The sequence below is a fragment of the Enterovirga sp. genome (genome assembly GCF_035325185.1).
Classification (GTDB): Bacteria; Pseudomonadota; Alphaproteobacteria; order Rhizobiales; family Beijerinckiaceae; genus Enterovirga.
The window spans coordinates 36,515-60,161 of sequence record NZ_DAOLAJ010000001.1 but is presented as its reverse complement, the minus strand read 5'-3'; the positions used below and the strand labels follow the sequence as shown (position 1 = coordinate 60,161).

Sequence of the window (23,647 nt, the reverse complement as noted above, 5' to 3'; positions counted from 1 at the left end):
CGCCATCTTGACGCGGAGGCCGCGTCATGGCCACGCGATTGAGGAAACCGGGGAAAGCCAGCGCCTTCGGAGACATGCGGAATGTCCGCCTCAAGCGAAAGCCAACTCGCCCAGAGCCAGCTCGTCCCTGGACCGGATCTCGCGCCGGTCCTGGCCGGCCTCCTGCGGCGCGACGGGATCGGCCTGCTTCGCCAGCGGGCACGCCTCGCCGGCCTCTTGCGCGACTATGCGCCGGCCGCGATCCGCGACATCCGCCTTCTCCTAACCGCCTATGATGCCGGCGCGCCGGCGCGGCTGGAGAGCCTCGCCAACCCGGTGGAAGCTCGCACGCTCGCGGTGGAGGCCGACCGCCTGGTCGCCGAGTTCGGCTGCGCGCGCCTTCTCGCCCTGAACGCGGTCGAGACCTGGGGGAGGGCGCTGGCCGGCCTGCGGGCTCCCGGACTGCCGCCCCCTCTCCTCGTTCCGCGCTCCCCTGCGCCCGTGGTTCCGCCGGCTTCGGCGGCGCTCCCGGACGAGGAGCGGCCGGGCTGGGTCGGGCGGTGGGGCGGCATCGGCGTCGGCGTGCTCCTCGTGCTCACCGCACTTGCGCGCTGGCTCGGCCTGGTGTGACGGCAGGGCCCATGGCGACAGGAGATGTCCTTGGCAAATTCCGCTGAACTCGCTGCGATCCTCCGCGACCTCCTTGCGGATGACCGGCTCCTCGACGACCGCGCCCGGCTCGGGGCGGCCTTGCGCGAGAAGTCGCCGGACGGTGCCCGCGCCATCCACCTCCTTCTCGTGGCTCTCGATGCCGGCACGCCCGCGCGGCTGAAGACCCAGGACGGCGTGGCCTCCGAGGGAGAGCTGGGCCAGGAGACGATGCAGGTCGTCGACCAGTTCGGCACCGCGCAGGAATTCGCGCGGCAGGCGGTCGAGACCTGGGCCATGGCGCTCGGACGCCTGCCCGGAATCGCGGCGCCGGAAGCGCCCGGATCCGAGCCGGATTCGAGCCCGCCTCCCGCTCCTCCCGCGCCGGCCCCTGCTCCGCCGCCGGACCTTCCCGGTCTGCCGCCGCTTCCTTCAACTCCCTCGGCCGCCGAAGCTTCGGTCCTCGCGGCGGACGGCCTGCCCACCGGCCCGGCGGTGCAGGTCAATCCGGGGCCTGAACCGCTGCCGCTTCCGCCCGAATTGCCGGTGCCGTCGCCGGCCTCGACCGGTCCGGTCCGGGCCAAGGGCGGCGATTCCGCCTCCCCGGAGGTCGAGCTTCCGCCGGTCCGGCCTCTCCCCTCGGTCCAGCCGCTTCCCGGCGTTCAGGCTCTTCCGGGTGTCCAACCTCTTCCAGGCGCGCAGCCGCTTCCGGGTGTGAAGCCCCTTCCGGGTGTCCAGCCTCTTCCCGGCGTGCAGCCTCTTCCGGGCCCACAGGCCGCCAAGGCGGCCAAGAAGACGATGCCGGCCTGGGCACGCTGGGCGTTCGGTCTGGCCGGTGCCGTCATGATCGTCTCCGGGGTGCTTCAGATCGCAGGCCATTTCGGAGGGGAGGAGCCGGCGCCGAAGCCGAAGCCGCCCGGCCCGACCCGGCCCGAGGGGGGAGGGACGACCGGCGGCAAGACCGCGGAAGGATTCCCGATCGTCGATGCCAAGACCCAGCCGGATGTCCAGGGCAAGCGCATCGACGGCGATCCGAATACGCTGCTCTTCACCTTCGGGCTGCGCTTCGGCGAGAAGACCTATACCTACCAGGCCGCGGTTGATTTCACGGGGGGCGACGCCAATGGCTCCGGCCTGATCAAGGCGTTTGAGGGCGGGCGGGAATCCTCCACGGGCCTGATCAGGACGTCCCGTTCCATCCAGAGCAACGGCTATCTCGGCTTCACCATGTCCGGCCTGCTCAAGGGCGCCGTGGCCGCGCCCGCGGTCTGTGTCTCCGCCCTCGCCGGCAAGACGCCGGGACGGTTCGACCTCGGCAATGGCGGCGGCCTCTTCTGCGCCTTCGCCACCACGGGTGACGGCGCCTGCAACGGCGACGTCAAGATCGGCTGCGGGAACCTCGTGCCGTAAAAGCGGGCGAGCGCCCCCTCCCTTGGAAGCAGGGGAGGGGGCGCTCGCCCGCGCCCGCGGATGTCAGGCCGCGCGCTTCTTCTGTGCGAGAAGCCCGCGCTCGACGAGAACCTCGGCGATCTGGACCGCGTTCAGGGCCGCGCCCTTGCGCAGGTTGTCGGAGACGCACCAGAAGGCGATGCCGTTGTCGACCGTCGGATCGTCGCGCAGGCGCGAGATGTAGACGGCGTCCTCGCCTGCGCTCTCGTGCGGGGTCATGTAGCCGCCGGGCTCGCGCTTGTCGTCGATCAGGATGCCCGGCGCCCGGCGCAGGATCTCCCGCGCCTCGTCGGCCGCGAGGGGCTTGGCGAACTCGACATTCACCGCCTCCGAATGGCCGATGAAGACCGGCACGCGCACGCAGGTCGCGGTGAGCTTGATCTTCGGATCGAGCATCTTCTTGGTCTCGACCACCATCTTCCACTCTTCCTTGGTGAAGCCGTCCTCCATGAAGACGTCGATCTGCGGGATGAGGTTGAAGGCGATGCGCTTGGGGAACTTCTTCCGTTCCATCTGCGAGAGCGAATAGACGCTCTTCGTCTGGTTGTAGAGCTCGTCCATGCCCTCCTTGCCGGCGCCGGAGACCGACTGGTAGGTCGAGACGACGACGCGGGTGATGGTCGCGGCCTCGTGCAGCGGCTTCAGCGCCACGACGAGCTGCGCCGTCGAGCAGTTCGGATTCGCGATGATGTTCTTCTTCGAGAAGCCCGCGACCGCATCGGCATTCACCTCGGGCACGATCAGCGGCACGTCGGGATCGGTGCGCCAGGCCGAGGAATTGTCGATGACGACGCAGCCCTGCGCGCCGATCTTCGGCGACCACACCTTCGACACGTCGCCGCCCGCCGACATCAGGCAGATATCGGTGTCGGAGAAGTCGTGATCCTCGAGCGCGCGGCACTTCAGCACCTTGTCGCCGAAGGAAATCTCCGTGCCGACGCTGCGGCGCGAGGCGAGGGCGATCACCTCGTCGGCCGGAAAAGCCCGGTCGGCGAGGATGTTCAGCATCTCGCGCCCGACATTGCCGGTCGCGCCGACCACGGCAACCTTGTAGCCCATCTCACTCTCCTGATTGTCGAGACTTCATCTGCGCCCCATGGCGGGCGGATCTTCAAAGGCGCCCGGGACGGACGCATGCGCGCAGGCGGCGCGGCGGCTCAGCCGATGCGTTTCAGCCGCCGCGTCGGGCGAATCTGCGTCGTGATGGCGGGGATCGCGCTCATACCATGTCTGCCTGACGCGGCTGTCCATCACGGACGGGGCGATCTGTCAAGGTTTTCGAAGGTGAGCCCGGCGGAACGGAGCCGCCGGGCCTGTCACGCCTCGTGCCGGAGGGCCGGTCGGGGCTCAATGGCCTTCCGGCTTGTATTCGATCGCCTGCTTGAACCAGGTGATCCAGTTCTCGGCCATGCCGCGGATATACTCTTCCGAGACGCCGCGGGCGAGATTCACGCCCATGGTGACCTGTAGCTCGTCATCCTTGTTCTTGGCCATTTTCGTGAACATCGTGTTCCTGTTGTAATCGTTCATGAACTCGGCATCGACGGAATCTTGCTTTCCTAGATAGGCAATGAAATATAAAGCGCTGCAACGGCCATTGTCGCCGCAATTGTTGAGCATGATATAGGTCGGCTGATCGCCGATATCGGCTCTGACGAAAGTAAACTTGTCTTGTTTCTGGGCGCTGACGGATGTGTAGTTCAAGCCCTTTATGATCCGCGCCACATCCTCGGCGGTGACGTCCGCGACGAGCCCGGAAGAGGGCGCTGCCGCGCCGCCCCCTCCTCCGCTGCCACCGCCCGCCGGCCGGTCGAGCCGGATCTGGAGGGCGGCGTCCTGCGGGTCTCGAAGGGTCGCCTGCTGGGCGGCGACGACGCCGCCGGCCAGGAGAAAGAGGGCTGCCGCCTGGGTGATCTTCATCTGGAACCTCCGCACGCCGGATTGCTGCACTCGTCTTCGGGGCTTGCGGCCACGACCGTCCGTTCCGCGGAGCCCGGCATGTCCGGGCGTCCTGTCGGGTGGATCGATCCGCCGAATGTCCAGAAGAATGCCTATCGCGCGGAAGTTTCAAGCCGAATGCGTCGCCACGCGCCGGAGAGGCCCGCGCGGAATCGGAGGGCCCTGCGGGCTTGACGGAAAGGCGCCGGACCTGAAAATCCGCGGCCGGGCCTATCGGCAGGGCCGCCTCCCCGGACGGCGCGCCGATCCCTCGGCGGCTCCCGGCCGCCGAATGTCCGGCGCCGGGCGCCCCGGAGCTTTCCCAGAGGTTCACATGACGCTTCCAGATGTCGTGGCGACGGTGCCGGCCTTGCGCGAGCGTGTCGCGTCCTGGCGGGGGAGGGGGGAGAGGATCGCGCTCGTTCCCACCATGGGCGCCCTCCACGAGGGTCATCTCGCGCTCGTGCGGCGCGGGCGCCGGGAGGCCGATCGCGTCGTCGTCTCGATCTTCGTCAATCCGAAGCAATTCGCACCGAGCGAGGACTTCGCCAAATATCCGCGCGCGGCCGAGCGCGACCGCGCGCTCCTCGAAGGGCTTGCCGATCTCGTCTTCTCGCCGGCGCCCGAGGTCATGTATCCGGCGGGCTTCTGCGCCACCGTGAGCATCGCCGGGCCGAGCGCCGGCTTCGAGGGCGCCCTGCGCCCCGGCCATTTCGACGGTGTCGCGACCGTCGTCTCGAAGCTCTTCATCCAGGTCGCGCCCGATGTCGCGATCTTCGGTGAGAAGGACTGGCAGCAGCTCCAGGTCGTGCGCCGGATGGTCCGCGACCTCGACCTTCCCCTCGCCGTGATCGGCCATCCGATCGTGCGCGACGAGCAGGGCCTCGCCCTCTCGTCGCGCAATGCCTATTTCTCGGAGGAGCAGCTCGCGGTCGCCCGCCGCCTCAACGGCATCCTGCGGGAGACCGTGGCGGGGCTCGGCGCCGGGGACTGGCCCGCGAAGCTCGCCGCGGCGCGGCAGGCCGTCGCGGCGGCCGGGCTCGGGCCGGTCGACTATCTGGCCGTGGTCGACGGCGAGACCATGGAGCCCCGCGACGAGCCCTCCGGCCGCCCGGCGCGGCTGGTCGCCGCCATCCGCCTCGGACCCGTCCGGCTGCTCGACAACATGCCCGTGCCCGGGTGAGGGGTTTCGCGACCAGTCGCAAAACCTGCTTGAACTCGGCTCCCCAGGCGCTATAAGCGCGCGATTGCAAGCCCGCGAGCAACAGCCGCGGGCTCGCTTCCTTCCGAACGTTCCCGACCGGTCGACGGCGTCAATGCCCGGCGGTCGCCCATGATGAGGACAGCCGTGGCCAACACCACGTCGGCCAAGAAGATGGCCCGCAAGATCGCCCGCCGGACCGAGGTCAACCGGGCGCGCCGCTCCCGGGTCCGCACCTTCATCCGCAAGGTGGAGGAGGCGATTTCGGGGGGCGATCACGCCGTCGCCCTCGCCGCGCTCCGCTCGGCCGAGCCGGAGATGATGCGGGCGGCCCAGCACGGGATCGTTCACCGCAACAACGCCTCCCGCAAGGTCTCCCGGCTTGCCGCACGGGTGAACGCGCTCCGCAGCGCCTGAGCCCGGCGACATCGTCGCTGAAACGCCCGGCCGCCGGCCGGGCGTTTTTGATTCCAGGCTGGCCTTTCGAGTCCCGGCCGGCTTTTGCCGGCTGCGTGCCCGAAGCCACAGGACGGCCCGCAATTGCCGTTCTCCGAACGTTCCCGCTTGACGGGCCGATGCTGCGCGCGGATGCCGGGCCGTCTTCGGCCGCTCATGAAACTCAATTGAATCCCAACGGCTTGGCGGCTAAGCGCCAGCCGCGCCGTCCCGTCCGTCCTGCGAAGGGATTCGGCCGTCATGGGCGCGTTAAAAAAATTTCATCCGTAAGTCGGGTACGCACCGCCTCCTGAATCGAAGCGTGCACAGGGCTTTATGCGGATCGAGGACGTGGGAGGCGATTTCGCCGGCTTCCGAATCACGGCCCGGCGCCGCGAATCGGGTTGCCAGCCCAGCCCGCCCCCGTGTAAGTTCTTTTCGTCTGGAGGGAAGCTCTGGACCCTCTTCAAGTAATAAATGCTGTTGATGCTCACTTGTATGGAGTTTGAGCGATGAGTTTCGTTTGTCTGATAAAGAATTGTTATCGGGCGAACGATAGGCGCTCCAGCCAGTCCTTCGGCAATCCTTCCGCATAGGGACGGGTATTGCAGCGGCCCGGGCGGGCCGAGACGATTTGCCTATAATGTGTGGTTGCGCGGGTTGTCCGACAGGGGGGCGGGCAGGCCGCGCTGCGCTTGAGCCTGGCGGGGGTTTGGCGGTGGGAATGCGAGACGAGGCGGCGGCGGCGCGAGCCTATTGGAGCCAGAGCGACGTGTCCGACATGGAGGAGGCGGCCCGTGCCTGGGCGCGGGTCAAGAGACGGCTGCGCGCGGAGGTGGGGGAGGATGTCTTCACGAGCTGGCTCGCGCGGCTCGAACTCGCGGGCCTCGACGAGGGCCATGCCTCGCTCAGCGTCCCGACGCGCTTCCTGAAGAGCTGGATCGAGGCGCATTATCTCGACCGCATCCTCTCGACCTTCCAGAGCGAGCTTCCGGCCGTCGCGGCCGTATCCATCCTCGTGCGCAACGCCTTGCGCGACCCCTCCGCGGTTCTCCGCCGTCCGGCGCCGGCGCGGGCGCCCGAGGCCTCGCCCGCCGCGGGCGAGCCGTCGCGCCCATCCTCCCCGGTCCCGCAGCCCTCCGGCGAGGAGCGCGGCGAGATCACGGGAGCCCCGCTCGATGCCCGGCTGACCTTCGAGAGCTTCGTCGTCGGGCGCTCGAACGCCCTGGCCCAGGCCGCCGCCGAGCGCATCGCCCGCAACGACAGCGGCTGCGCGCTCTACAACCCGCTCTATCTCCAGGCCGGCGTCGGCCTCGGCAAGACGCATCTGCTGCATGCGGCGGGCAGCGCCGCGCGCCTCGGCGGGCGGCGGGTCATCTACCTGACCGCCGACCGCTTCATGTACAATTTCGTGGCGGCGCTGAAGGCGCAGACCTCGCATACCTTCAAGGAGCGGCTTCGGGGCATCGACCTCCTGATTCTCGACGACGTCCAGTTCATCCAGGGCAAGACGATGCAGCAGGAATTCGGCCATACGCTGAATGCGCTGATCGATGCCGGGCGGCAGGTCATCGTCGCGGCGGATCGGCCGCCGAACGAACTCGAAAGCCTCGAGGAGCGCGTCCGCTCGCGCCTCGCGGGGGGCTTGGTCGTCGAGATCTCGGCCCTCGACGAGGATCTGCGGGTGGGGATCCTGACGCAGCGCCTCGCGGCGGTGCGGGCGGCCCATCCCGGCTTCGAGGCGAGCGCGGCGGTCGTCTCCTATGTGGCGCGGGCGATCACGACCAACGGGCGCGATCTCGAAGGGGCCGTGAACCGGCTCCTCGCCCACGCGACCCTCACGGGCTCGGCGGTGACGCTGGAGACGGCCGAGGTCGCGATCCGCGACCTCGTGCGTAATCGCGAGCCGAAACGGGTGCGGATCGAGGACATCCAGAAGCTCGTGGCTTCCCGCTACAACGTCTCGCGCTCGGACATCCTGTCCGAGCGGCGCACGGCGGCGGTGGTCAAGCCGCGGCAGATCGCCATGTATCTGTCGAAGGTCCTGACGCCGCGCTCGCTCCCCGAGATCGGCCGGCGCTTCGGCGGGCGCGACCATACGACGGTGCTGCACGCGGTGCGCAAGATCGAGAAGGCGCTTTCGGGCGACGCGACCCTTTCCGAGGAGGTCGAGCTTCTCAAGCGCATGCTTCAGGACTGAGACGAAATCCGGCAGATCGGCCTAGCCTGCTCTCTCGCGCACGTCATGGCCGGCACAAGGCCGGCCATGACGTGCGCGAGAGAACGGGCCGATCTGAGCGAGGGAGCAGGGGGCCGGAGCCCGCACCGCAATGGCGGCTGGATCAGACGACCTTGACCTTGATCGTCCCGACGCCCTCGACGCCGCCTTCCATGACGTCGCCGCGCCGGACCGCCCCGACGCCGGCCGGAGTGCCGGTCATGATGATGTCGCCGCCCTTCAGCTCGAAGAGGCGCGAGACATAGGCGATCATCTCCGGGATCGACCAGATCAGGTCCGAGAGGTCGCCCTGCTGGCGCGTCTCGCCGTTGACGTTCAGCCAGACGCGGCCCTTCGTCGGATGGCCGATCCGGACGGCGGGAACGAGCGCGGTGCAGGGCGCGGAATGGTCGAAGCCCTTCGCCACGTCCCAGGGCCGGCCGAGCTTCTTGGCTTCGCCCTGAAGGTCGCGGCGCGTCATGTCGAGGCCGATCCCGTAGCCGTAGACATGGCTGAGCGCATCGGCCTCGGCAATGTCCCGGCCGCCCGATTTCAGGGCGACGACCATCTCGATCTCATGGTGGACGTCCGTCGTGCCGGGCGGATAGGGGAAGTCGCGTCCGGCTTCGAGAATGGTGTCGGCCGGCTTGAGGAAGAAGAAGGGCGGCTCGCGGTTCGGATCGTGGCCCATCTCGCGGGCGTGATCGGCATAGTTGCGCCCGATGCAATAGATGCGGCGGACGGGAAAGCGGCTGCTCTCCCCCTCGATCGGCAGCGAGGCGACGGGGGACGGGTCGATCACATAGGACATCGGGGTTTCTTCCCTCAAGGTGCGGCTCGGCCGCGTCGGCGGCTTAGCCGAAAGTCCAAGGGCCTGCCACCGCCTCCCGCTTCTCCCCGCCGGCGGGGAGAGGTTCAGGCGGCGCGTTTCTCCGCGGCGCGCCCGTAGAAGGTCTCGCCCTTCTCGGCCATGTCCAGCAGCAGCTTGCCCGGCTTGAAGCGGGGGCCGTGCTTCGCCTCCAGCGCTTTCGCCTTCTTGACGAAAGCCTTCGCGCCCATGCCGTCGATATAGGAGAGGGCGCCCCCCGTGAAAGGCGCGAAGCCGAAGCCGAGGATCGAGCCCACATCGGCCTCGCGCGGATCGGTCACGACGCCCTCCTCGACCGTGCGGGCCGCCTCCAGCGCCTGGGCGACGAGGAAGCGGTCCTCAATCTCCCGCTGGTCGATCGAATCCGGGTCGAGCGTCTTCGGCTGGAGCGCCGAGAGGCCGGGCCAGAGGCGCTTCGGCCCGCGGCCCTTTTCGGGATAGTCGTAGAAGCCCTTCGCGTTCTTGCGCCCGAGCCGGTCTTCCTTCTCGACCATGGCGAGAAGGATCTCGCGCTGGATCGGATTGATCGCCTCGGGGCCGATCTGGGCCTCGGTGGCGCGCAGCACCCTGAGCGCGAGATCGATGCCGACCTCGTCGTTCAGCGAGAGCGGGCCGACCGGCATCCCGGCCATCTTGGCGAGGTTCTCGATCATGGCCGGCGGCACGCCCTCGCCGAGCATGAGGTGGCCTTCGAGGATGTAGGCCGTCACGCAGCGATTGGCGAAAAAGCCGCGGCTGTCGTTGACCACGATCGGCGTCTTCCTGATCGCCCGTACATAGTCGAGCGCGGCGGCGAGGGCCGCATCGCCCGTCCGCTTGCCCAGGATGATCTCGACGAGGAGCATCTTGTCCACGGGCGAGAAGAAATGGATGCCGATGAACTCGTCCGGCCGCCCGGACGACTTGGCGAGGCCCGAGATCGGCAGCGTCGAGGTGTTCGAGGCGAGGATGCAGTCGGGCCGGATCGCCCCCTCGATCTTGCGGATCACCTCGTCCTTGACCTTCGGATCCTCGAACACCGCCTCGATGACGAGGTCGCAGGGGGCGAGGTCGGCATAATCGGCGCTCGGTGTGATGCGGCCGAGCACCTCCGCGCGCCGGGCGCTCGTCGTGCGGCCCTTGTTGACCTGGTCGGTGAGGAGCTTCTGCGAATGGGCCTTGCCCTTCTCGGCCGCCTCCATGTCGCGGTCGAGGAGGACGACTTCCATGCCGGCATTGGCGGTGACATAGGCGATGCCCGCGCCCATGAAGCCTGCGCCGACGATGCCCACGGTCCCGAGCTTCGTCGGCGGCACGGATTTCGGCCGGCGCGCGCCCTTCTCCAGTTCGCCCTTCGACAGGAACAGCGAGCGGATCATCATCGCCGCTTCCCGCGAGCGCAGGATCTTCGCGAAATAGCGGCTCTCGACGCGCAAGGCCGCGTCCATCGGAAGCTGGAGCCCCTCGTAGACCGATTGCAGGATCGCCTTGGCGGCAGGATAGTTGTCGTGCGTCTCGCGGCGGTAGATGGCGTTGGCCGGCGGCCAGATCATCATCCCGGCCGGCGAATAGACCTTGCCCGAGGGCGCCTTGAATTTCGGCTGGTCCCAGGGCGCGACGGGCGAGCCGCCCGCCTTGATCCAGGCTTTCGCCTTCTCGACGATCTCCTCGCGCGGGGCCGCCTCGTGGGCGAGGCCCATGGCCTTCGCCATCTGCGCCTTGGTCTGGCTGCCCTTGAAGAGGAGCTGAAGAGCGTCGCCCGTCTGCATGAGGCGGGGCATGCGCTGCGTGCCCCCGGCGCCGGGGAAGAGCCCGACCAGTATTTCCGGCAGGCCCACGCGGGTCGTCTCGTCCGAGGAGAGGACCCGGTAATGGCAGGCCAGCGCCAGCTCGAAGGCGCCGCCCAGACAGAGCCCGTGCACGGCCGCCGCGAAGGGTTTTCCGCAGGTTTCGAGCCGCCGGTAGATGAGCGAAAGCCGGCGCGATTCCTCGAAGAAGAAGCGCATGGCCTCGTCCTCGCCCTTCTCCCCGGCGAGTGTCCTGTATTCGTCGCCGAGGCGCTGGAGCATGGCGAGATCGGCGCCCCCCGAGAAAGCCTCCTTGCCGGAGGCGATCACGCAGCCCTTGACGGCGGGGTCCGAGGCGACCGTCTCGACGATCTGCGCCAGCTCCGCCATCACCTCGGGGGTGATGACGTTCATGGAGCGGCCGGGCATGTCCCAGGTCGCGGTCGCGATGCCGTCGGCATCTGTCTCGAAGCGGAACTGCGTCAGGTTCATGGGGCGTTCTCCTGGCGCGAATCTAGCCGGAGAGGGAGCCGCGTGAAAGCCGGGTCAGGTCGCCAGAAGGTCGAGGAGCATGGGATGGCGCTTCGCCGCGAACGGGTTCGCGACCGTCACGCCGGCCCAGACGAAGCCGTCCTGCATGTCTTCCGACAGGAGCAGGCGGCAGCCCGCCTCCGCGGAGGCCACGAGAACGATCGCATCGAAGATCTGCAATTGCCGCCCGGCGGCCAGGGACAGGGCGGAGGAGAAGGTGCTCTCCAGGGTCGGGGCGAGCCGCCCCAGGCCTGCCCAGCCCTCCGCCCGCATCCGAATGTCGGGCAGGGCGAGAGGCGTTTTCCGCGCCAGCACATGGGCAAGTTCGGCGAGCGCCTGGACCGGGATCACGACGTCCTTGCGGGAAATCGCCTCCAGCAGGTCCCGGGCAGCGGCGATCCGCGCCGGATCGCCGACCCCCTCGGCATAAACCAGGACATTGGTGTCGAGGGCGAGCATCAGAAGTGGTCGTCGTAGATGTCGCTCCGCGACCAGGTGACGGGGATGTTCAGGACGGGCTGCGAGCGCAGGCGGGCGATATGGTGCTTCCAGGCTCTCTGGCGCTCGGCCTCGATCTTCTCCGCCTCGGCCCGCTCGGCATCGCCCGCGGGCACGATCCGCGCGACGGCTTCGCCCCGCGACGTCACGACGACAGTCTCCCCGGCCCGCACGTCGCGGAGGATCCGGGAGAAATAGCGATTGGCGTCGGCCGCGGAGACGATCCTCATGCCGCAAGAATGTAGTGACGTCACTACCTTCGTCAATGGCGGTCCGGGTCTCCTCGTTTCACACCCGCTCGATCACCGTCGCCGTGCCCATGCCCGCGCCGATGCAGAGCGTGACGAGGGCGGTGGACTTGTCCCGGCGCTCCAGTTCGTCGAGCACGGTGCCGAGGATCATCGCGCCCGTCGCGCCGAGGGGATGGCCCATCGCGATCGCACCGCCGCAGACATTGATCTTCTCGGGATCGAGGTCGAAAGCCTGCTGGTAGCGCAGGACTACCGAGGCGAAGGCTTCGTTCACCTCGAAGAGGTCGATATCCTTTTTGTTCATGCCGGCGCGCTTGAAGAGCTTGCGCGTCACATCGACCGGTCCGGTCAGCATGAGGGCGGGATCGGAGCCGATATTGGCGAAGGCCCGGATGCGGGCGCGGGGCTTGAGCCCGGCCGCCTTGCCCGCATCCTTCGAGCCGATCAGAACGGCGGCGGCTCCGTCCACGATCCCCGACGAATTGCCGGCATGGTGGACGTGGTTCACGGCCTCGATCTCGGGATGGGAATCGATCGCGACCGCGTCGAAGCCACCCATCTCGCCCATCTGCACGAAGGAGGGCTTGAGGCTCGCCAGCGACTGCATGTCCGTCTGCGGGCGCATATGCTCGTCGTGGTCGAGGAGAGCGAGGCCGTTGACGTCCCGCACGGGCACGACGGACTTCGCGAAGCGCCCTTCCTTCCAGGCGCGCTCGGCCCGCTTCTGGCTCTCGACCGCATAGGCGTCGACATCGTCGCGAGAAGCCGTATTTGGTGGCGATCAGGTCGGCCGAGATGCCTTGCGGCATGAAATAGGATTTCACCGCGATCGAGGGATCGACCGGCCAGGCGCCGCCCGAGGCGCCGAGCCCGATGCGGCTCATCGACTCGACGCCGCCGCCGACCGCCATGTCCTGCTGGCCGCTCATCACCTGGGCGGCGGCGAAGTTCACGGCGTCGAGGCCGGAGGCGCAGAAGCGGTTGATCTGCACGCCCGGCACATGGTCACCGTAATCGGAGACGAGGGCCGCGGCGCGGGCGATGTCGCCCCCCGCCTCGCCGACCGGATCGACGCAGCCCAGCACGACGTCGTCGACGAGCTTCGTGTCGAGGCCGTTGCGGTCCCGGATCGCCCGGAGCGCCGTCTCGGCGAGCCGGAGCGCCGTGACCTCGTGCAGCGAGCCGTCGCTCTTGCCCCGGCCGCGCGGGGTGCGGACGTGATCGTAGATATAGGCTTTGGTCATGGCGCGGCCTCGCGGACTTCGACGGCGCGGCTGCCGCGAAGCTGGCGGTGGATGGGGCTTGCGCGAACCATAGCGCCTGCCGGGCCGCCTGGGGAGGGGCGGGGGATTGACGCCTTCGTCTCAGGGGAAGGCTATCGCGTTCGCACCGCTCACGAACCTCGCAATGCGGGATGCGATTGCCTTGCGGGAGCGAAAGGCGCGGGCCGGCCCGTCAGCCAGTTTCGGACGGGCCGCTCGAAATACCGATACGAGAGAAGCGAGAGTGCGATGGAAATCGCATAGGCCGCGGCTGCAAACGCGAATCTCCATGGCGTGTCGATCAGGTGCAGGGAGCGCATGACGGCCAGCAGCGGGATGCTGACGAGGACATGCAGCATATAGAGGGCGTAGGAAGCTTCCCCGAGGGCCAGCAGGATCGGATGCTTCATCATCGTCGGAGCGCCTCCCGCATCGGCGAGGGCCGTGCAGATGATGAGCGCGGCGAAAACCGGCAGGACCAGCTCGCGCGGGACGTCGAGGCCGAGCACGGCCAGCGCGCCGACCGCGAGGGCATGGGCCATCCACCAGGACGGCCGGCCGCGCAGATGGCCCCGGCGCATCGCCTCGGCGATCGCGGCTCCGGCAAGGAAGCTGGGCAGGGCGCGCAACATGCCGAAATGATAGGTCGAATCCAGCCAGTCCTGTGCGCCGAGCGCATGTCGGACCGCGATCATGACGGCCACCAGGACGGAAGCGAGAACCATGCTGGACAGGAAGCCGGCATGGCGGACGATCATGAAGACGAGAGGCGCCAGCAGATAGACGAACCATTCGGCGCTGATCGACCATGCCGGGACGTTGAAGCTCGGATGGTCGAGGAAGCCCCATGCCTGGACGAGGAGCAGGTTGGCCGGCAGTCCGGACGGGGCCAATATTTCGGGATGGTTCGGCCTCACGTTCAGCAGGTGCGCCGCGACGGCAAGCAGGACATAGGCGGCCAATATGACGAGATGCAGCGGATAGATGCGCGCCAGCCGCGCCCTCAGGAAGCTTCCATAGGCGCCCGGGGAGCCGAGGCGGTCCCGATAGCCCTGCATGATGACGAAGCCGCTCAGGACGAAGAAGAAATCGACCATGCAGGAGAGGTTCCCGACCGTCCGCAGCCGGGCCGAGAACCCCAACAGGAAATCCGCGTCGTAGTGATACAGGACCACGCCGCTCGCCGCGAGGAAGCGGTAGCTGTCCAGCGCAGGGTAGCGGCTCGAACCTGAAGCGGGCAAACCGGACCTCGCGCTGTCTTGCGGAAAGCGCATTCTGAGGTCCGGGCCTTTAAGATTCGTCTCCTCGCGAAAGGGGAGGGCTGGCCTCAGCCCGCCATCCGGTGCACGGCGCAGAGCTTGTTGCCGTCGGGATCGCGCAGATAGGCGAGGTAGATGGGGCCGGAACTGCCCTGGCGGATGCCCGGGGGATCCTCGACGGCGGTGCCCCCGTTCGCGGCCCCGGCCTTGTGCCACGCCTCGACCTGCTCGGGCCCGTCGAGGGCGAAGCCGATCGTCCCGCCATTGGCGTGGGTGGCCGCCTTGCCGTCGATCGGCTTCGACACCATGAAGGCGGCGCCGTTATGGGCGTAGACGAGGCGGCCTTTGGGGTCCCGCCGCCCCGGCTTGGCGCCGACGGCTTCGAACAGCGCGTCGTAGAAGATCTTGGAGCGGTCGATATCGTTGCTGCCGACCATGACGTGGCTGAACATGGCTTGTCTCCCGACCCGCCCGCGCGGGCGGGTGCCCGCATTCGTGCCCTGGCCCATGCCCCCGTGCAAGCGATGCGGCGCATCCGCGGGAGGCGCAGGGCGCAGGGCTCGCCCTCTATTCCCCAGAGCGCGATCGGGTGAGGCTATATCCCCGCCCACATCCGGCCGGGATTGAAGATTCCCTTCGGGTCGAAGGCGGCCTTCAGGCCGCGCGTCAGCTTGCGCAGCGGCTCGGATTCGGGCTCGAAGACGTCGATCGCGGCGCGGATTTCCTCCGGGGCCCGGATCAGCGTCGCATGTCCGCCATATTGGTGGACGGCAGCGCGGACTGCCGCTGCCCCTCCGTCGCTGCCGGCCGGGCAGGCGAGCCAGACGAGCCCCCCGCCCCAGTCGAAATACCAGCGCGAGCCGGGCATGAGCCGCCCGATCACGCCCGCGAGATCGCTCGCGCGCGACGGGGCGGTCGAGATGCGCCAGATGGCCGCCTCGCGGGGCTCGGCGAGAGGCTCGACGTCGCGGATGCTTCGCCAGAGCGCCGCCGCCGCCTCGCCCTCGATGAGGTCGGCCGGCCCCTCCCGCCGCAGGAGACGGCGAAGCTCGCCGATGCGGTGATGGACGGAGAAGCCCAGGCCCTCGAGCCGGATCAGCGTCTGAGAGCCGCCGCGGCCGAGCACGGCCGGCAGGTGCGCCGCGCCCGTGACGTCGAAGGGCGAGCCGAGCGCCGCCGAGAGGACCTTGATCCCTCGCCCGTCGTCGAGGCCGCGCAGCAGCAGCGTCGCCGTCCGCTCGGGGCTCGGCAGCACCTTGAAGGTCACCTCGGTCAGGAAGCCGAGCGTGCCCCAGGAGCCGCAGACGAATTTCACGAGGTCGAGCCCGGTGACGTTCTTCATCACGCGCCCGCCCGATTTCACGGCCTCGCCGCGGCCGTTGACCATGCGGATGCCGATCAGGCTGTCGCGGGCGGCCCCGGCCTGGATGCGGCGCGGGCCGGAAACGTTGCCAGCCGCGACGGCCCCGATCGTGGGTTCGCCCGAGGAGCCGAGCAGCGGACGATGGTCCATGGGCTCGAAGGTGAGCGCCTGGTTGCGCAGGCCGAGCGTCTTGCGGATCTCGGCGAGCGGCGTGCCGGCCCTGGCCGAGATCACCATTTCGGCCGGCTCGTAGAGCGTGATGCCGGAGAGCGCCCGCGAGGAGAGCGTCCGACCGGTCTGGATCGGCCGACCGATGGCGGCCTTGGTGCCGCCGCCCTCGATCAGGAGAGGAATGCCGGAGGCGGCGGCCTCCGCGACGGCGGCGCAGGCCTCCGCTTCGGTTGCGGGAGAGACGATCCCGGTCACGCCGCCACGCGCCCTTCGAGCGGGAAGACCTTGGCCGGGTTGAGCAGCCAGGCGGGATCGAAGACCGCGCGCACGCGCATCTGCTGGGCGAGGTCGGCCTCTCCGAACTGTACCGGCATGAGGTCGCGCTTCTCGATGCCGACGCCATGCTCGCCGGTCAGGCAGCCGCCGACCTCGACGCAGAGCTTGAGGATGTCCTCGCCCGCGCGCTCGGCCTTCTCCATCTCGCCGGGCTTGTTGATGTCGAACATGACGAGCGGATGCAGGTTGCCATCGCCGGCATGGAAGACGTTCGCGACGCGCAGCCCCTCGCGCTCGACGATCTCGCCGATCCGCGTCAGGACGAAGGAGAGCTGGCCGGTCGGGATGGTGCCGTCCATGCAGATATAGTCGGAGACGCGGCCGGTCGCGCCGAAGGCGGCCTTGCGCCCCTTCCAGATGGCGGCGGCCTCCGCCTCGGATTTCGCGGCCCGCACCTCGATCACCTTGTGGCGCTCCGCGATCGCGGCGATGCGGCGAAGCTGCTCGTCGATCTCGCTCTCCGAGCCCTCCACCTCGACGATCAGCATGGCGGACACGTCGGGATAGCCGGCTTTCGCGAAATCCTCGGTGATGCGGATCGCCTGCCGGTCCATGTATTCGAGCGCCACGGGCACCATGCCCGAGGCGATGATGGCTGCGACGCAGGCGCCGGCATCCTCAGGCGAGGGGAAGCCGAGGAGCGCCGGGCGCGCGCCTTCGGCGGCCCGCAGGATGCGCACGGTCGCCTCGGTGACGATGCCGAGTTGCCCCTCCGAGCCGACGATCAACCCGAGGAGGTCGAGCCCGCCCGAATCGAGATGATCGCCCCCGATCTCGACCACGGTGCCGTCGAGCAGGACCAGGGTGACGCCGAGCACGTTGTTGGTGGTGACGCCGTATTTCAGGCAATGGGCGCCGCCCGAATTCATGCCGATATTGCCGGCGATGGTGCAGGCGAGCTGGCTCGACGGGTCGGGGGCGTAGAAGAAGCCTTCGTGGGAGACGGCGGCCGAGATGGCGAGATTCGTGATCCCGGCCTCGACGCGCGCGGTCCGGTTCTCGAAATCGAGGTTCAGCACCCGCGACATCTTGGAGACGCCGAGGATGATGGCGTCCTCCTGCGGGATGGCGCCGCCCGCGAGGGAGGTTCCGGCGCCGCGCGCCACGACCTTGACGCCGTTCGCGTTGCAGAAGGCCAGGACGGCCGAGACCTCGGCCGTGGATGTCGGCAGCACCACCGCGAGCGGCATCCTGCGATAGGCGGTGAGGCCATCGGTCTCGAAGGGGCGCCGCTCGTCCTCGCTGACGATCAGAGCGCCGGGCGGGACGAGCCGCCCGAGGCCCGCGATGATCTCCTCGCGCCGGGCGAGAATGCCCGGGTCGGGCGTCGGGAACGCGATGGACATCGGAGCCTCCTGTCGGTCGGTGGAAGTCTACGTCGAACGTGGGAGGAGAGCGAGGGTGCTCGGATGTTTCAAACTCGCCTTTCGGCGACCCGGAATGACGGGGGTTGTCGCATAGGGCGTCGGCGGCTCGCGGCGGAACCCTCCCCGCCGCAAGCGGGGGGGGAGGGAGGTGCGAGCGCGGGAAGGCACTCAGAAGTTCGTCCGGTCGGCGCCCTTCAGCTCGAGGGTGGCGCGGGCGTCGTCCGGGGTGGCGATCTCGAGGCCGAGGCCTTCGATGATCTGGCGCGCGGCGCGCACCTGCTCGGCATTCGATTCGGCGAACTTGCCGGCCCGGATCCAGAGCGAATCCTCGAGGCCCACGCGCACGTTGCCGCCCATGGCGGCGGCTTGCGCCGCGATCGGGAGCTGGTTGCGGCCAGCCCCCAGGACCGACCAGCGATACTGGTCGCCGAAGAGGCGGTCGGCCGTGCGCTTCATATGCGCCACGTCCTCTGGGTGCGCCCCGATCCCGCCCAGGATGCCGAAGACGCTCTGCACGAAGAAGGGCGGCTTGATCACGCCCCGCTCCGCCATGTGGGCGAGGGTGTAGAGATGACCGATATCATAGCACTCGACCTCGAAGCGGGTGCCGTTCTCGGCGCAGGTCGTCAGGATGTATTCGATATCGGCGAAGGTGTTCTTGAAGATGCGGTCGCGCGAGCCCTCCAGGTACGGCTTCTCCCAGTCGTGCTTGAACTCCTTGAAGCGGTTCAGCATCGGATAGAGGCCGAAATTCATCGTGCCCATGTTGAGCGAGGCGACCTCGGGCTTGAAATGGGAGGCCGGGCGGAGCCGCTCCTCCAGCGGCATGGTGGGGGCGCCGCCCGTCGTGATGTTCAGGACGGCGTTGGTGCGCTGCTTGACGACGCCGAGGAAGCGGTCGAACATCTCGGTCGACTGGTCGGGCTGGCCGGTCTGCGGATTGCGGGCGTGGAGATGGACGATCGCGGCGCCGGCCTCGGCCGCCCCGATCGCGGCATCGGCGATCTCCTCGGGCGTGACGGGAAGATGGGGCGACATCGAGGGCGTATGGATCGCCCCCGTCACGGCGCAGGTGATGATGACTTTGCGGGCCATGGTGACTTTCCTTCCTTGGGCTCGGGGTCGGATATCCGGGATGGCTCTCTACGAGAAGAGCGCGATCAGGGTGGATCGGCTCTTCGCGTCGATGGGGAAGAAGAAGGTGTCGCCTTCCACCGTGATCTCGAAGCCGTCCCCGATGCGGTCGAGGACGGGGCGGAAGGGGGACAGGTCCTCGTCGGCGCGGCCCTGCCCGGTGGTGAAGCAGGCGCGGCCGTCCCGCGTCTCGGTGACGAAGCCGACACCTTCGATCGCGAGCGGCTCGGGCTCGCCCGCCCCGAGCGAGAAGCGGACGCGGCGGGGAATCTCGACGCCGCGCGAGGCGGCCCCGTCGAGATGGTGCAGCCGAAGCTGGATCTCGACCTTGCCGGCCTCCCGGTAGCGCACGAGGCTGAGAAGGGCCTCCGCCTGCGGAGCGGCGAAATCGCCGTATTGCAGCCAGACGACGTCGTCGTTGCGGCCCGATCTCCAGGTGAGATCGGTCACGGCTCGATCTGCTTCTGCCGCTTCTTGTGGGCGGCGAGGGCCGCGAGGCGGCGGTCGCGGCGCGCGGCCTTCGCTGCGAGTTCGGCGGGCGAAGGCGTGCCGCCCCAGGCCGCGACGATCTTCTCGACATTCGGGCCGTCATAGACCTCCCGCCCGGCGGCCTCGTCGGCGACGCGCTTGTAGAAGTCGGTATAGCGCGCGCAATAATCGGGGATGCCGCCCGGCGCGTTCAGCTCGATCGTCGCGAAGGGGCCGAGGAAGGACCAGCGCAGGCCGAGCCCGTCCGAGACGGTCTTGTCGAGATCCTGCGGGGAGACGATTCCCTCCCCGGCGAGCCGGAACGCCTCCGCCAGCAGCGCGCCCTGGAGGCGGTTCAGCACGAAGCCCTCGATCTCGCGATGGACGGTGATCGGCACCTGCTCGACGGATTCGTAGATGGCGCGGGCGCGGGCGATCGCCTCCGGCGAGGTCCAGGGGGCGCCGCACAGCTCCACGATCGGCACGAGATGGGGCGGGTTGACGGGATGGGCGACGAGGCAGCGCGCCCGCCCCGGCAGGTCCTCCGTGAAGAGCGAGGCAACGATGGCCGAGGTCGAGGAGGCGAGGATCGCGTCTTTCGGCGCGGCCCGGTCCAGCTCCGCGAAGATGGCGCGCTTCGCCTCGACGGTCTCCGGCCCGTTCTCCTGGACAAGATCGACGTCCTCGGCGGCCTCCGCGAGGCTCCTCGCGACGCAGACCCTGGCCGCCGCGGCCGCCGGATCGGCCACGAGGCCATGCGTGGCCTGGTCCTCCAGGCCCTCCCGGATCAGCCCCAGCGCCGCCTCGAGCGTCGGCCCATGCGGGTCGGCGATGCGGACGTTCCAGCCGGCCCGCGCGAAGACCTGCGCCCAGGCCCGGCCGATGAGGCCCGCTCCGACGATGGCGACCGTGCTCACGTGTCTCTCTCCCGCAGCTTTCAGGGGGTTGTCATAGCCACAGCACCTTGCGCCGCAATTCCAGATCCTCGCGCAGGTCGCGCGAGGGGCCGCGATGCATCACCCGGCCCCGCTCCAGCGCCACCGTATTGTCGGACAGAGCGAGGGCGAGGTCGAGATTGTGGTCGACGATGATGATCGAGACCTCGCGGCGCAGCTTGTCGAAGCTCTCGAAGAGGCTCTCGACCACGGCGGGCGCGAGCCCCTCGAAGGGCTCGTCGAGGAGCAGCACCCGTACGTCGCCCGAGAGGGCGCGGGCCACCGCCACCATCTGCTGCTCGCCGCCGGAGAGATAGTCGGCGGGGGATTTCAGCCGCTCGCCGATGCGCGGGAAATACTCGATGATCTTGTCGGTCTCCCAGTGGATGCCGTTGCCCGTGCGCCGGCGCAGCTTGCCGAGTTCCAGGTTCTCCGCGACCGTCATGCCCGCGAAGAGGCCGCGCCCCTGGGGCACGAAGCCGATGCCCTGGCGGGCGATCTGCGCGGAGGTGAGGCCCACCAGCTCCGTTCCGGCCAGCTTGATCGAGCCGGAGGCGGCCGGCGCGATGCCGACGATCGACTTCAGCAGCGTCGACTTGCCGGCGCCGTTGCGGCCGAGAAGCGCGAGGATCTCGTGCCGGCCGAGATCGAAGCTCACATCCGAGAGGATGTGGCTCTTGCCGTAGAAGGTGTTGACGTCCTTCACGGCGAGCACCGTCTCGCCGATCGCGATGGCCTCGCGGGGCTTCGAGGCGACGGCGGCGACGCCCGAGCCGATATAGACCGCCTGCACCTGCGGGCTCGAGCGCGCATCCTCCACCGTGCCGTCGATGAGCACGCGGCCCTCGTTCATGCAGGTGACGGCATCCGCGATCTGGAAGACGCGGTCGATGTCGTGCTCGACGAGGAGCACGGGAAGATCGGCCGACAGGCGCTTGATGAGGTCGCCGATGCGCTGGCGCTCGGCGACGGAAAGGCCCGCCAGCGGCTCGTCCAGGAGCAGGATGCGCGGCTTCGTCGCGACCGAGACGCCCATGTCGAGCAGCCTCTGGCCACCATAGGAGAGCGAGCCGGCCTCCGCCCTCTCGATCCCCGCGAGGCCGAGATAGCGCAGCAGGGCCGCCACCTCCCGGTTGATCTCCTCGATGGAGCGGGCATCTGCCCACAATCCGAAGCGCTCCGCATGGCTCGCCTGGACGGCGAGGCGCAGGTTCTCCTCCACCGTGAGGGCGGGGAAGAGGTTCGTGATCTGGAAGGATCGGCCGAGCCCCGCCTCCGTGATCCGCTCGGGCGAGAGGCCCTGGATCGGCTTGCCGGCGAGCGTCACGGTGCCCTCGTCCGGGCTGAACATGCCGGAGATGAGGTTGAAGGCGGTCGTCTTGCCGGCTCCGTTCGGGCCGATCAGCGCGTGGAGCGAGCGGTCGCGCACCGCGATGTCGACGCCCTGGACCGCCGCGATGCCGCCGAAGCTCTTCTTGATGCCCTTCGCGACGAGGAGCGGCCCCTCGATATGCGTCTTCGGGCGCAGGAAGTCCGGCAGGGGCTCGTCGGAGACCTTGCGCGCGGCCATGGCGGCGTCTTCCGTCGTCTTCTTGCGCAGGGGCGCGAGGACGCGCTGCGCGACGCCGACGAGCCCCGTCGGCGAGAACATGATGAAGACGACGAACAGGATGCCGAAATAGAACAGCCAGGCCGAGGTCCAGATCGACAGGAACTCCCGGAACAGGATGTAGAAGACGGCGCCGAGGGCCGGCCCGAGGAAGCTGCGCATGCCCCCGATGACCACCATCGCGATCAATTCGCCCGAGAAGGCGACCGAGAGCGGATCGGCCGAGGCGAAGCGGTGGTTGAAGACCGAGAGAGCGCCCGCGAGCCCGACGAGGGTCGCCGAGACGACGAAGCCGATCAGCTTGTAGCGGTTGGTCGGATAGCCGACGAAGCGCGCGCGCTGCTCGTTCTCGCGGATCGCGACGAGCACCGTCCCGACCGGCGACGCGTGGAAGCGCCAGAGCAGGAAGGTGACGACGAAGCCGATCGCCGCGACCAAGACGTAATAGGCTGCGTCGCGCTCGAGATCGACGCCGAGCACGGTGGCGCGCGTGATGCCGCCGAGTCCGCTTTCGCCGCCCGTGAGGTCGGTCCAGCGATAGCCGATGGCGAAGAGGAGCGCGGTGAGGGCCAGGGTCAGGAGCGAGAAATAGACGCCGCGCCGGCGCAGGATCAGCGCCCCGGCGAGGGCCGAGGCGACGATCGCGAAGAGGATCGCGAAGAGGAGCGGCAGGAGAACCTGGTTCGGGAACCAGTATTTCTGCGACAGGGCGGCCGCATAGGCGGCGAGCCCCCACCAGGCGCCGTGGCCGAAGGAGACGAGGCCGGTATTGCCGACCAGCACGTTCAGGCCGAGGCAGGCGATGGCGAAGACGACGACGTCGATCGAGGTCCGCAGCGGCAGCCCGACGAGATCGAGCGCGAAGGGAAGGACGACGAGCGCGGCGGCGGCGACGAGCAGCGGGACGGGGAAATGCGAGCGCATCACTCGAACCTCATGATGCGCTCGCCGAGAAGGCCGCGCGGCCGAACGAGAAGGACGATGGCCATCAGAAGATACATCGAGGCTTCGCCCCAGGAGGGGTTGAAGAAGATGGTGACGCCGCGCACGACGCCGACGAGGGCGGAGGCCATGATCACGCCCCAGAACGAGCCGAGCCCGCCGATCACGACGACCACGAAGGCGGCGGTCAGGATCTCGGCCCCCATGGCCGGATGCACGCCGGAGATCGGCGCCAGCAGCACGCCGGCGAGCCCGGCGAGCCCGATGCCGAGCGCGGCGATGGCGGTCATGTAGGGCTGGAGCGAGATGCCGAGGGCGCCGACCATGTCGGGGTTCTGCACGCCCGCCCGCACGACGCGTCCGAAGGTCGTGCGGTAGACGACGAACCAGGTCGCGAGCACGGCCGTGATCGCGACCGCGAAGATGATGAGGCGGTAGCGCGGATAGATGAAGTCGCCCATGAAGATCTGCCCGCGCAGCGCGGGCGGGATCGAGAAGGGCTGCGGCGCCGCTCCGAAGATCATGCGCAGCGACTGCTCGATTACCATGGCGAGGCCGAAGGTGAGGAGCAGGCTCAGGATCGGGTCGGAGCGGTAGAAGCGCCGGAAGAAGACGCGCTCGACGGCGACGCCGAGGAGCGCGACGAGGAGCGGGGAGGCGACGAAGGCGCCCCCGAAGCCGATCGTCGGCGCGAGCGCGACCGCGAGATAAGCGCCGATCGCGTAGAAGCCGCCATGGGCGAGGTTCACGATGCCGCCGAGCGAGAAGATCAGCGACAGGCCGAGCGCGATGAGAAGGTAGTAGGCGCCGGCGAGAAGCCCGTTCAGCACCTGCTCGAAGAGGAAGAGGAGTTGCATCGGCGACGCCTGTTATCCCGGACGAGGCGAGGCCGCGATCCGGGACCGTTTGGAGTTCGTTCGCGATATGCCGCGGGTTCACCCTTCCCCCGCGAAGCGGTGGGGAGGGTCGAGTCGCGCCAAAGGCGCGACCGGGTTGGAGGGCCTCGACGCGAGCACCCG

General features: G+C 68.8%; 20 protein-coding genes and 1 pseudogene. 5 read left to right on the top strand and 16 right to left on the bottom strand.

Annotated elements, in window-relative coordinates; translation table 11 throughout:
* Positions 1-81: 81 nt before the first annotated feature.
* Positions 82-609, top strand: coding sequence for a hypothetical protein (locus tag PKD06_RS00235; protein WP_324376552.1), 528 nt, complete (start codon positions 82-84; stop codon positions 607-609).
* 30 nt (positions 610-639) lie between these two features.
* Entirely contained in the window at positions 640-2,037 is a 1,398-nt protein-coding gene (locus PKD06_RS00230; protein ID WP_324376551.1) for a hypothetical protein, read from the top strand.
* Positions 2,038-2,100: 63 nt separating this feature from the next.
* Here PKD06_RS00230 and PKD06_RS00225 read toward each other — a convergent pair whose 3' ends face one another.
* Positions 2,101-3,135 (bottom strand): aspartate-semialdehyde dehydrogenase, encoded by a 1,035-nt coding sequence (locus tag PKD06_RS00225; RefSeq protein WP_324376549.1) that lies wholly within the window; start codon positions 3,133-3,135, stop codon positions 2,101-2,103.
* 288 nt (positions 3,136-3,423) lie between these two features.
* Positions 3,424-3,996 (bottom strand): YbjN domain-containing protein, encoded by a 573-nt coding sequence (locus PKD06_RS00220; protein ID WP_324376547.1) that lies wholly within the window; start codon positions 3,994-3,996, stop codon positions 3,424-3,426.
* A 352-nt stretch (positions 3,997-4,348) separates the two neighbouring features.
* On the opposite strand from PKD06_RS00220, the gene panC reads away from it, so the two are divergent.
* The 3 genes from panC (at position 4,349) to dnaA (ending at position 7,850) form a co-directional block, all read left to right on the top strand.
* The gene (panC, locus tag PKD06_RS00215) at positions 4,349-5,197 is read left to right on the top strand and encodes a pantoate--beta-alanine ligase (protein WP_324376545.1); all 849 of its coding nucleotides are present in this window, start codon (positions 4,349-4,351) and stop codon (positions 5,195-5,197) included.
* A gap of 165 nt (positions 5,198-5,362) precedes the next feature.
* Positions 5,363-5,632, top strand: a complete 270-nt coding sequence (gene rpsT / locus PKD06_RS00210; protein WP_324376543.1) for a 30S ribosomal protein S20 — start codon at positions 5,363-5,365, stop codon at positions 5,630-5,632.
* Between the two features lie 799 nt (positions 5,633-6,431).
* Positions 6,432-7,850 (top strand): chromosomal replication initiator protein DnaA, encoded by a 1,419-nt coding sequence (dnaA, locus tag PKD06_RS00205; protein WP_324376632.1) that lies wholly within the window; start codon positions 6,432-6,434, stop codon positions 7,848-7,850.
* A gap of 142 nt (positions 7,851-7,992) precedes the next feature.
* On the opposite strand, the gene PKD06_RS00200 is transcribed toward dnaA, so the two are convergent.
* The 14 genes and pseudogenes from PKD06_RS00200 to PKD06_RS00135 form a co-directional block, all read right to left on the bottom strand.
* Positions 7,993-8,679 carry a fumarylacetoacetate hydrolase family protein gene (locus PKD06_RS00200; protein ID WP_324376541.1) on the bottom strand — a complete coding sequence of 229 codons (687 nt, stop codon included), beginning with the start codon at positions 8,677-8,679 and terminating at the stop codon, positions 7,993-7,995.
* Between the two features lie 104 nt (positions 8,680-8,783).
* On the bottom strand, positions 8,784-10,994 hold the full coding sequence (locus tag PKD06_RS00195; protein ID WP_324376539.1) for an FAD-dependent oxidoreductase: 2,211 nt from the start codon (positions 10,992-10,994) through the stop codon (positions 8,784-8,786).
* A 54-nt stretch (positions 10,995-11,048) separates the two neighbouring features.
* Entirely contained in the window at positions 11,049-11,492 is a 444-nt protein-coding gene (locus tag PKD06_RS00190) for a PIN domain-containing protein (RefSeq protein WP_324376537.1), read from the bottom strand.
* The gene (locus PKD06_RS00185) at positions 11,492-11,761 is read right to left on the bottom strand and encodes a type II toxin-antitoxin system Phd/YefM family antitoxin (protein ID WP_324376535.1); all 270 of its coding nucleotides are present in this window, start codon (positions 11,759-11,761) and stop codon (positions 11,492-11,494) included. Before PKD06_RS00185 ends, PKD06_RS00190 begins: the two co-directional genes overlap by 1 nt.
* Positions 11,762-11,819: 58 nt before the next feature.
* Positions 11,820-13,026, bottom strand: a pseudogene (locus PKD06_RS00180) (acetyl-CoA C-acetyltransferase).
* Positions 13,027-13,175: 149 nt separating this feature from the next.
* Complete coding sequence (locus PKD06_RS00175) at positions 13,176-14,285, bottom strand: acyltransferase (RefSeq protein ID WP_324376533.1); 1,110 nt, start codon at positions 14,283-14,285, stop codon at positions 13,176-13,178.
* Positions 14,286-14,371: 86 nt separating this feature from the next.
* The gene (locus tag PKD06_RS00170; protein WP_324376531.1) at positions 14,372-14,755 is read right to left on the bottom strand and encodes a VOC family protein; all 384 of its coding nucleotides are present in this window, start codon (positions 14,753-14,755) and stop codon (positions 14,372-14,374) included.
* A 143-nt stretch (positions 14,756-14,898) separates the two neighbouring features.
* The gene (locus PKD06_RS00165) at positions 14,899-16,092 is read right to left on the bottom strand and encodes an FAD-binding protein (RefSeq protein ID WP_324376529.1); all 1,194 of its coding nucleotides are present in this window, start codon (positions 16,090-16,092) and stop codon (positions 14,899-14,901) included.
* Positions 16,089-17,519, bottom strand: a complete 1,431-nt coding sequence (locus PKD06_RS00160; RefSeq protein WP_324376527.1) for an FAD-linked oxidase C-terminal domain-containing protein — start codon at positions 17,517-17,519, stop codon at positions 16,089-16,091. The genes PKD06_RS00165 and PKD06_RS00160 overlap by 4 nt, the downstream gene beginning before the upstream one ends.
* A 189-nt stretch (positions 17,520-17,708) precedes the next feature.
* Positions 17,709-18,635 carry a 3-keto-5-aminohexanoate cleavage protein gene (locus PKD06_RS00155; RefSeq protein WP_324376525.1) on the bottom strand — a complete coding sequence of 309 codons (927 nt, stop codon included), beginning with the start codon at positions 18,633-18,635 and terminating at the stop codon, positions 17,709-17,711.
* 48 nt (positions 18,636-18,683) lie between these two features.
* Entirely contained in the window at positions 18,684-19,124 is a 441-nt protein-coding gene (locus tag PKD06_RS00150) for a hypothetical protein (RefSeq protein ID WP_324376523.1), read from the bottom strand.
* Positions 19,121-20,059 (bottom strand): 3-hydroxyacyl-CoA dehydrogenase, encoded by a 939-nt coding sequence (locus PKD06_RS00145; protein WP_324376521.1) that lies wholly within the window; start codon positions 20,057-20,059, stop codon positions 19,121-19,123. The genes PKD06_RS00150 and PKD06_RS00145 overlap by 4 nt, the downstream gene beginning before the upstream one ends.
* A gap of 31 nt (positions 20,060-20,090) precedes the next feature.
* Positions 20,091-22,610, bottom strand: coding sequence for a branched-chain amino acid ABC transporter ATP-binding protein/permease (locus PKD06_RS00140; protein ID WP_324376519.1), 2,520 nt, complete (start codon positions 22,608-22,610; stop codon positions 20,091-20,093).
* On the bottom strand, positions 22,610-23,485 hold the full coding sequence (locus tag PKD06_RS00135) for a branched-chain amino acid ABC transporter permease (protein ID WP_324376517.1): 876 nt from the start codon (positions 23,483-23,485) through the stop codon (positions 22,610-22,612). The genes PKD06_RS00140 and PKD06_RS00135 overlap by 1 nt, the downstream gene beginning before the upstream one ends.
* Positions 23,486-23,647: the final 162 nt, after the last annotated feature.

What these genes read in the sequence shown, in the direction of transcription:
- PKD06_RS00185 (WP_324376535.1), bottom strand. Translation starts at nt 11,761, where the DNA reads ATGAGGATCGTCTCCGCGGCCGACGCCAATCGCTATTTCTCCCGGATC.
- PKD06_RS00170 (WP_324376531.1), bottom strand. Translation starts at nt 14,755, where the DNA reads ATGTTCAGCCACGTCATGGTCGGCAGCAACGATATCGACCGCTCCAAG.
- PKD06_RS00225 (WP_324376549.1), bottom strand. Translation starts at nt 3,135, where the DNA reads ATGGGCTACAAGGTTGCCGTGGTCGGCGCGACCGGCAATGTCGGGCGC.
- PKD06_RS00135 (WP_324376517.1), bottom strand. Translation starts at nt 23,485, where the DNA reads ATGCAACTCCTCTTCCTCTTCGAGCAGGTGCTGAACGGGCTTCTCGCC.
- PKD06_RS00140 (WP_324376519.1), bottom strand. Translation starts at nt 22,610, where the DNA reads ATGCGCTCGCATTTCCCCGTCCCGCTGCTCGTCGCCGCCGCCGCGCTC.
- dnaA (WP_324376632.1), top strand. Translation starts at nt 6,432, where the DNA reads ATGGAGGAGGCGGCCCGTGCCTGGGCGCGGGTCAAGAGACGGCTGCGC.
- PKD06_RS00190 (WP_324376537.1), bottom strand. Translation starts at nt 11,492, where the DNA reads ATGCTCGCCCTCGACACCAATGTCCTGGTTTATGCCGAGGGGGTCGGC.
- PKD06_RS00235 (WP_324376552.1), top strand. Translation starts at nt 82, where the DNA reads ATGTCCGCCTCAAGCGAAAGCCAACTCGCCCAGAGCCAGCTCGTCCCT.
- PKD06_RS00200 (WP_324376541.1), bottom strand. Translation starts at nt 8,679, where the DNA reads ATGTCCTATGTGATCGACCCGTCCCCCGTCGCCTCGCTGCCGATCGAG.
- PKD06_RS00220 (WP_324376547.1), bottom strand. Translation starts at nt 3,996, where the DNA reads ATGAAGATCACCCAGGCGGCAGCCCTCTTTCTCCTGGCCGGCGGCGTC.
- PKD06_RS00155 (WP_324376525.1), bottom strand. Translation starts at nt 18,635, where the DNA reads ATGGCCCGCAAAGTCATCATCACCTGCGCCGTGACGGGGGCGATCCAT.
- panC (WP_324376545.1), top strand. Translation starts at nt 4,349, where the DNA reads ATGACGCTTCCAGATGTCGTGGCGACGGTGCCGGCCTTGCGCGAGCGT.
- PKD06_RS00160 (WP_324376527.1), bottom strand. Translation starts at nt 17,519, where the DNA reads ATGTCCATCGCGTTCCCGACGCCCGACCCGGGCATTCTCGCCCGGCGC.
- PKD06_RS00195 (WP_324376539.1), bottom strand. Translation starts at nt 10,994, where the DNA reads ATGAACCTGACGCAGTTCCGCTTCGAGACAGATGCCGACGGCATCGCG.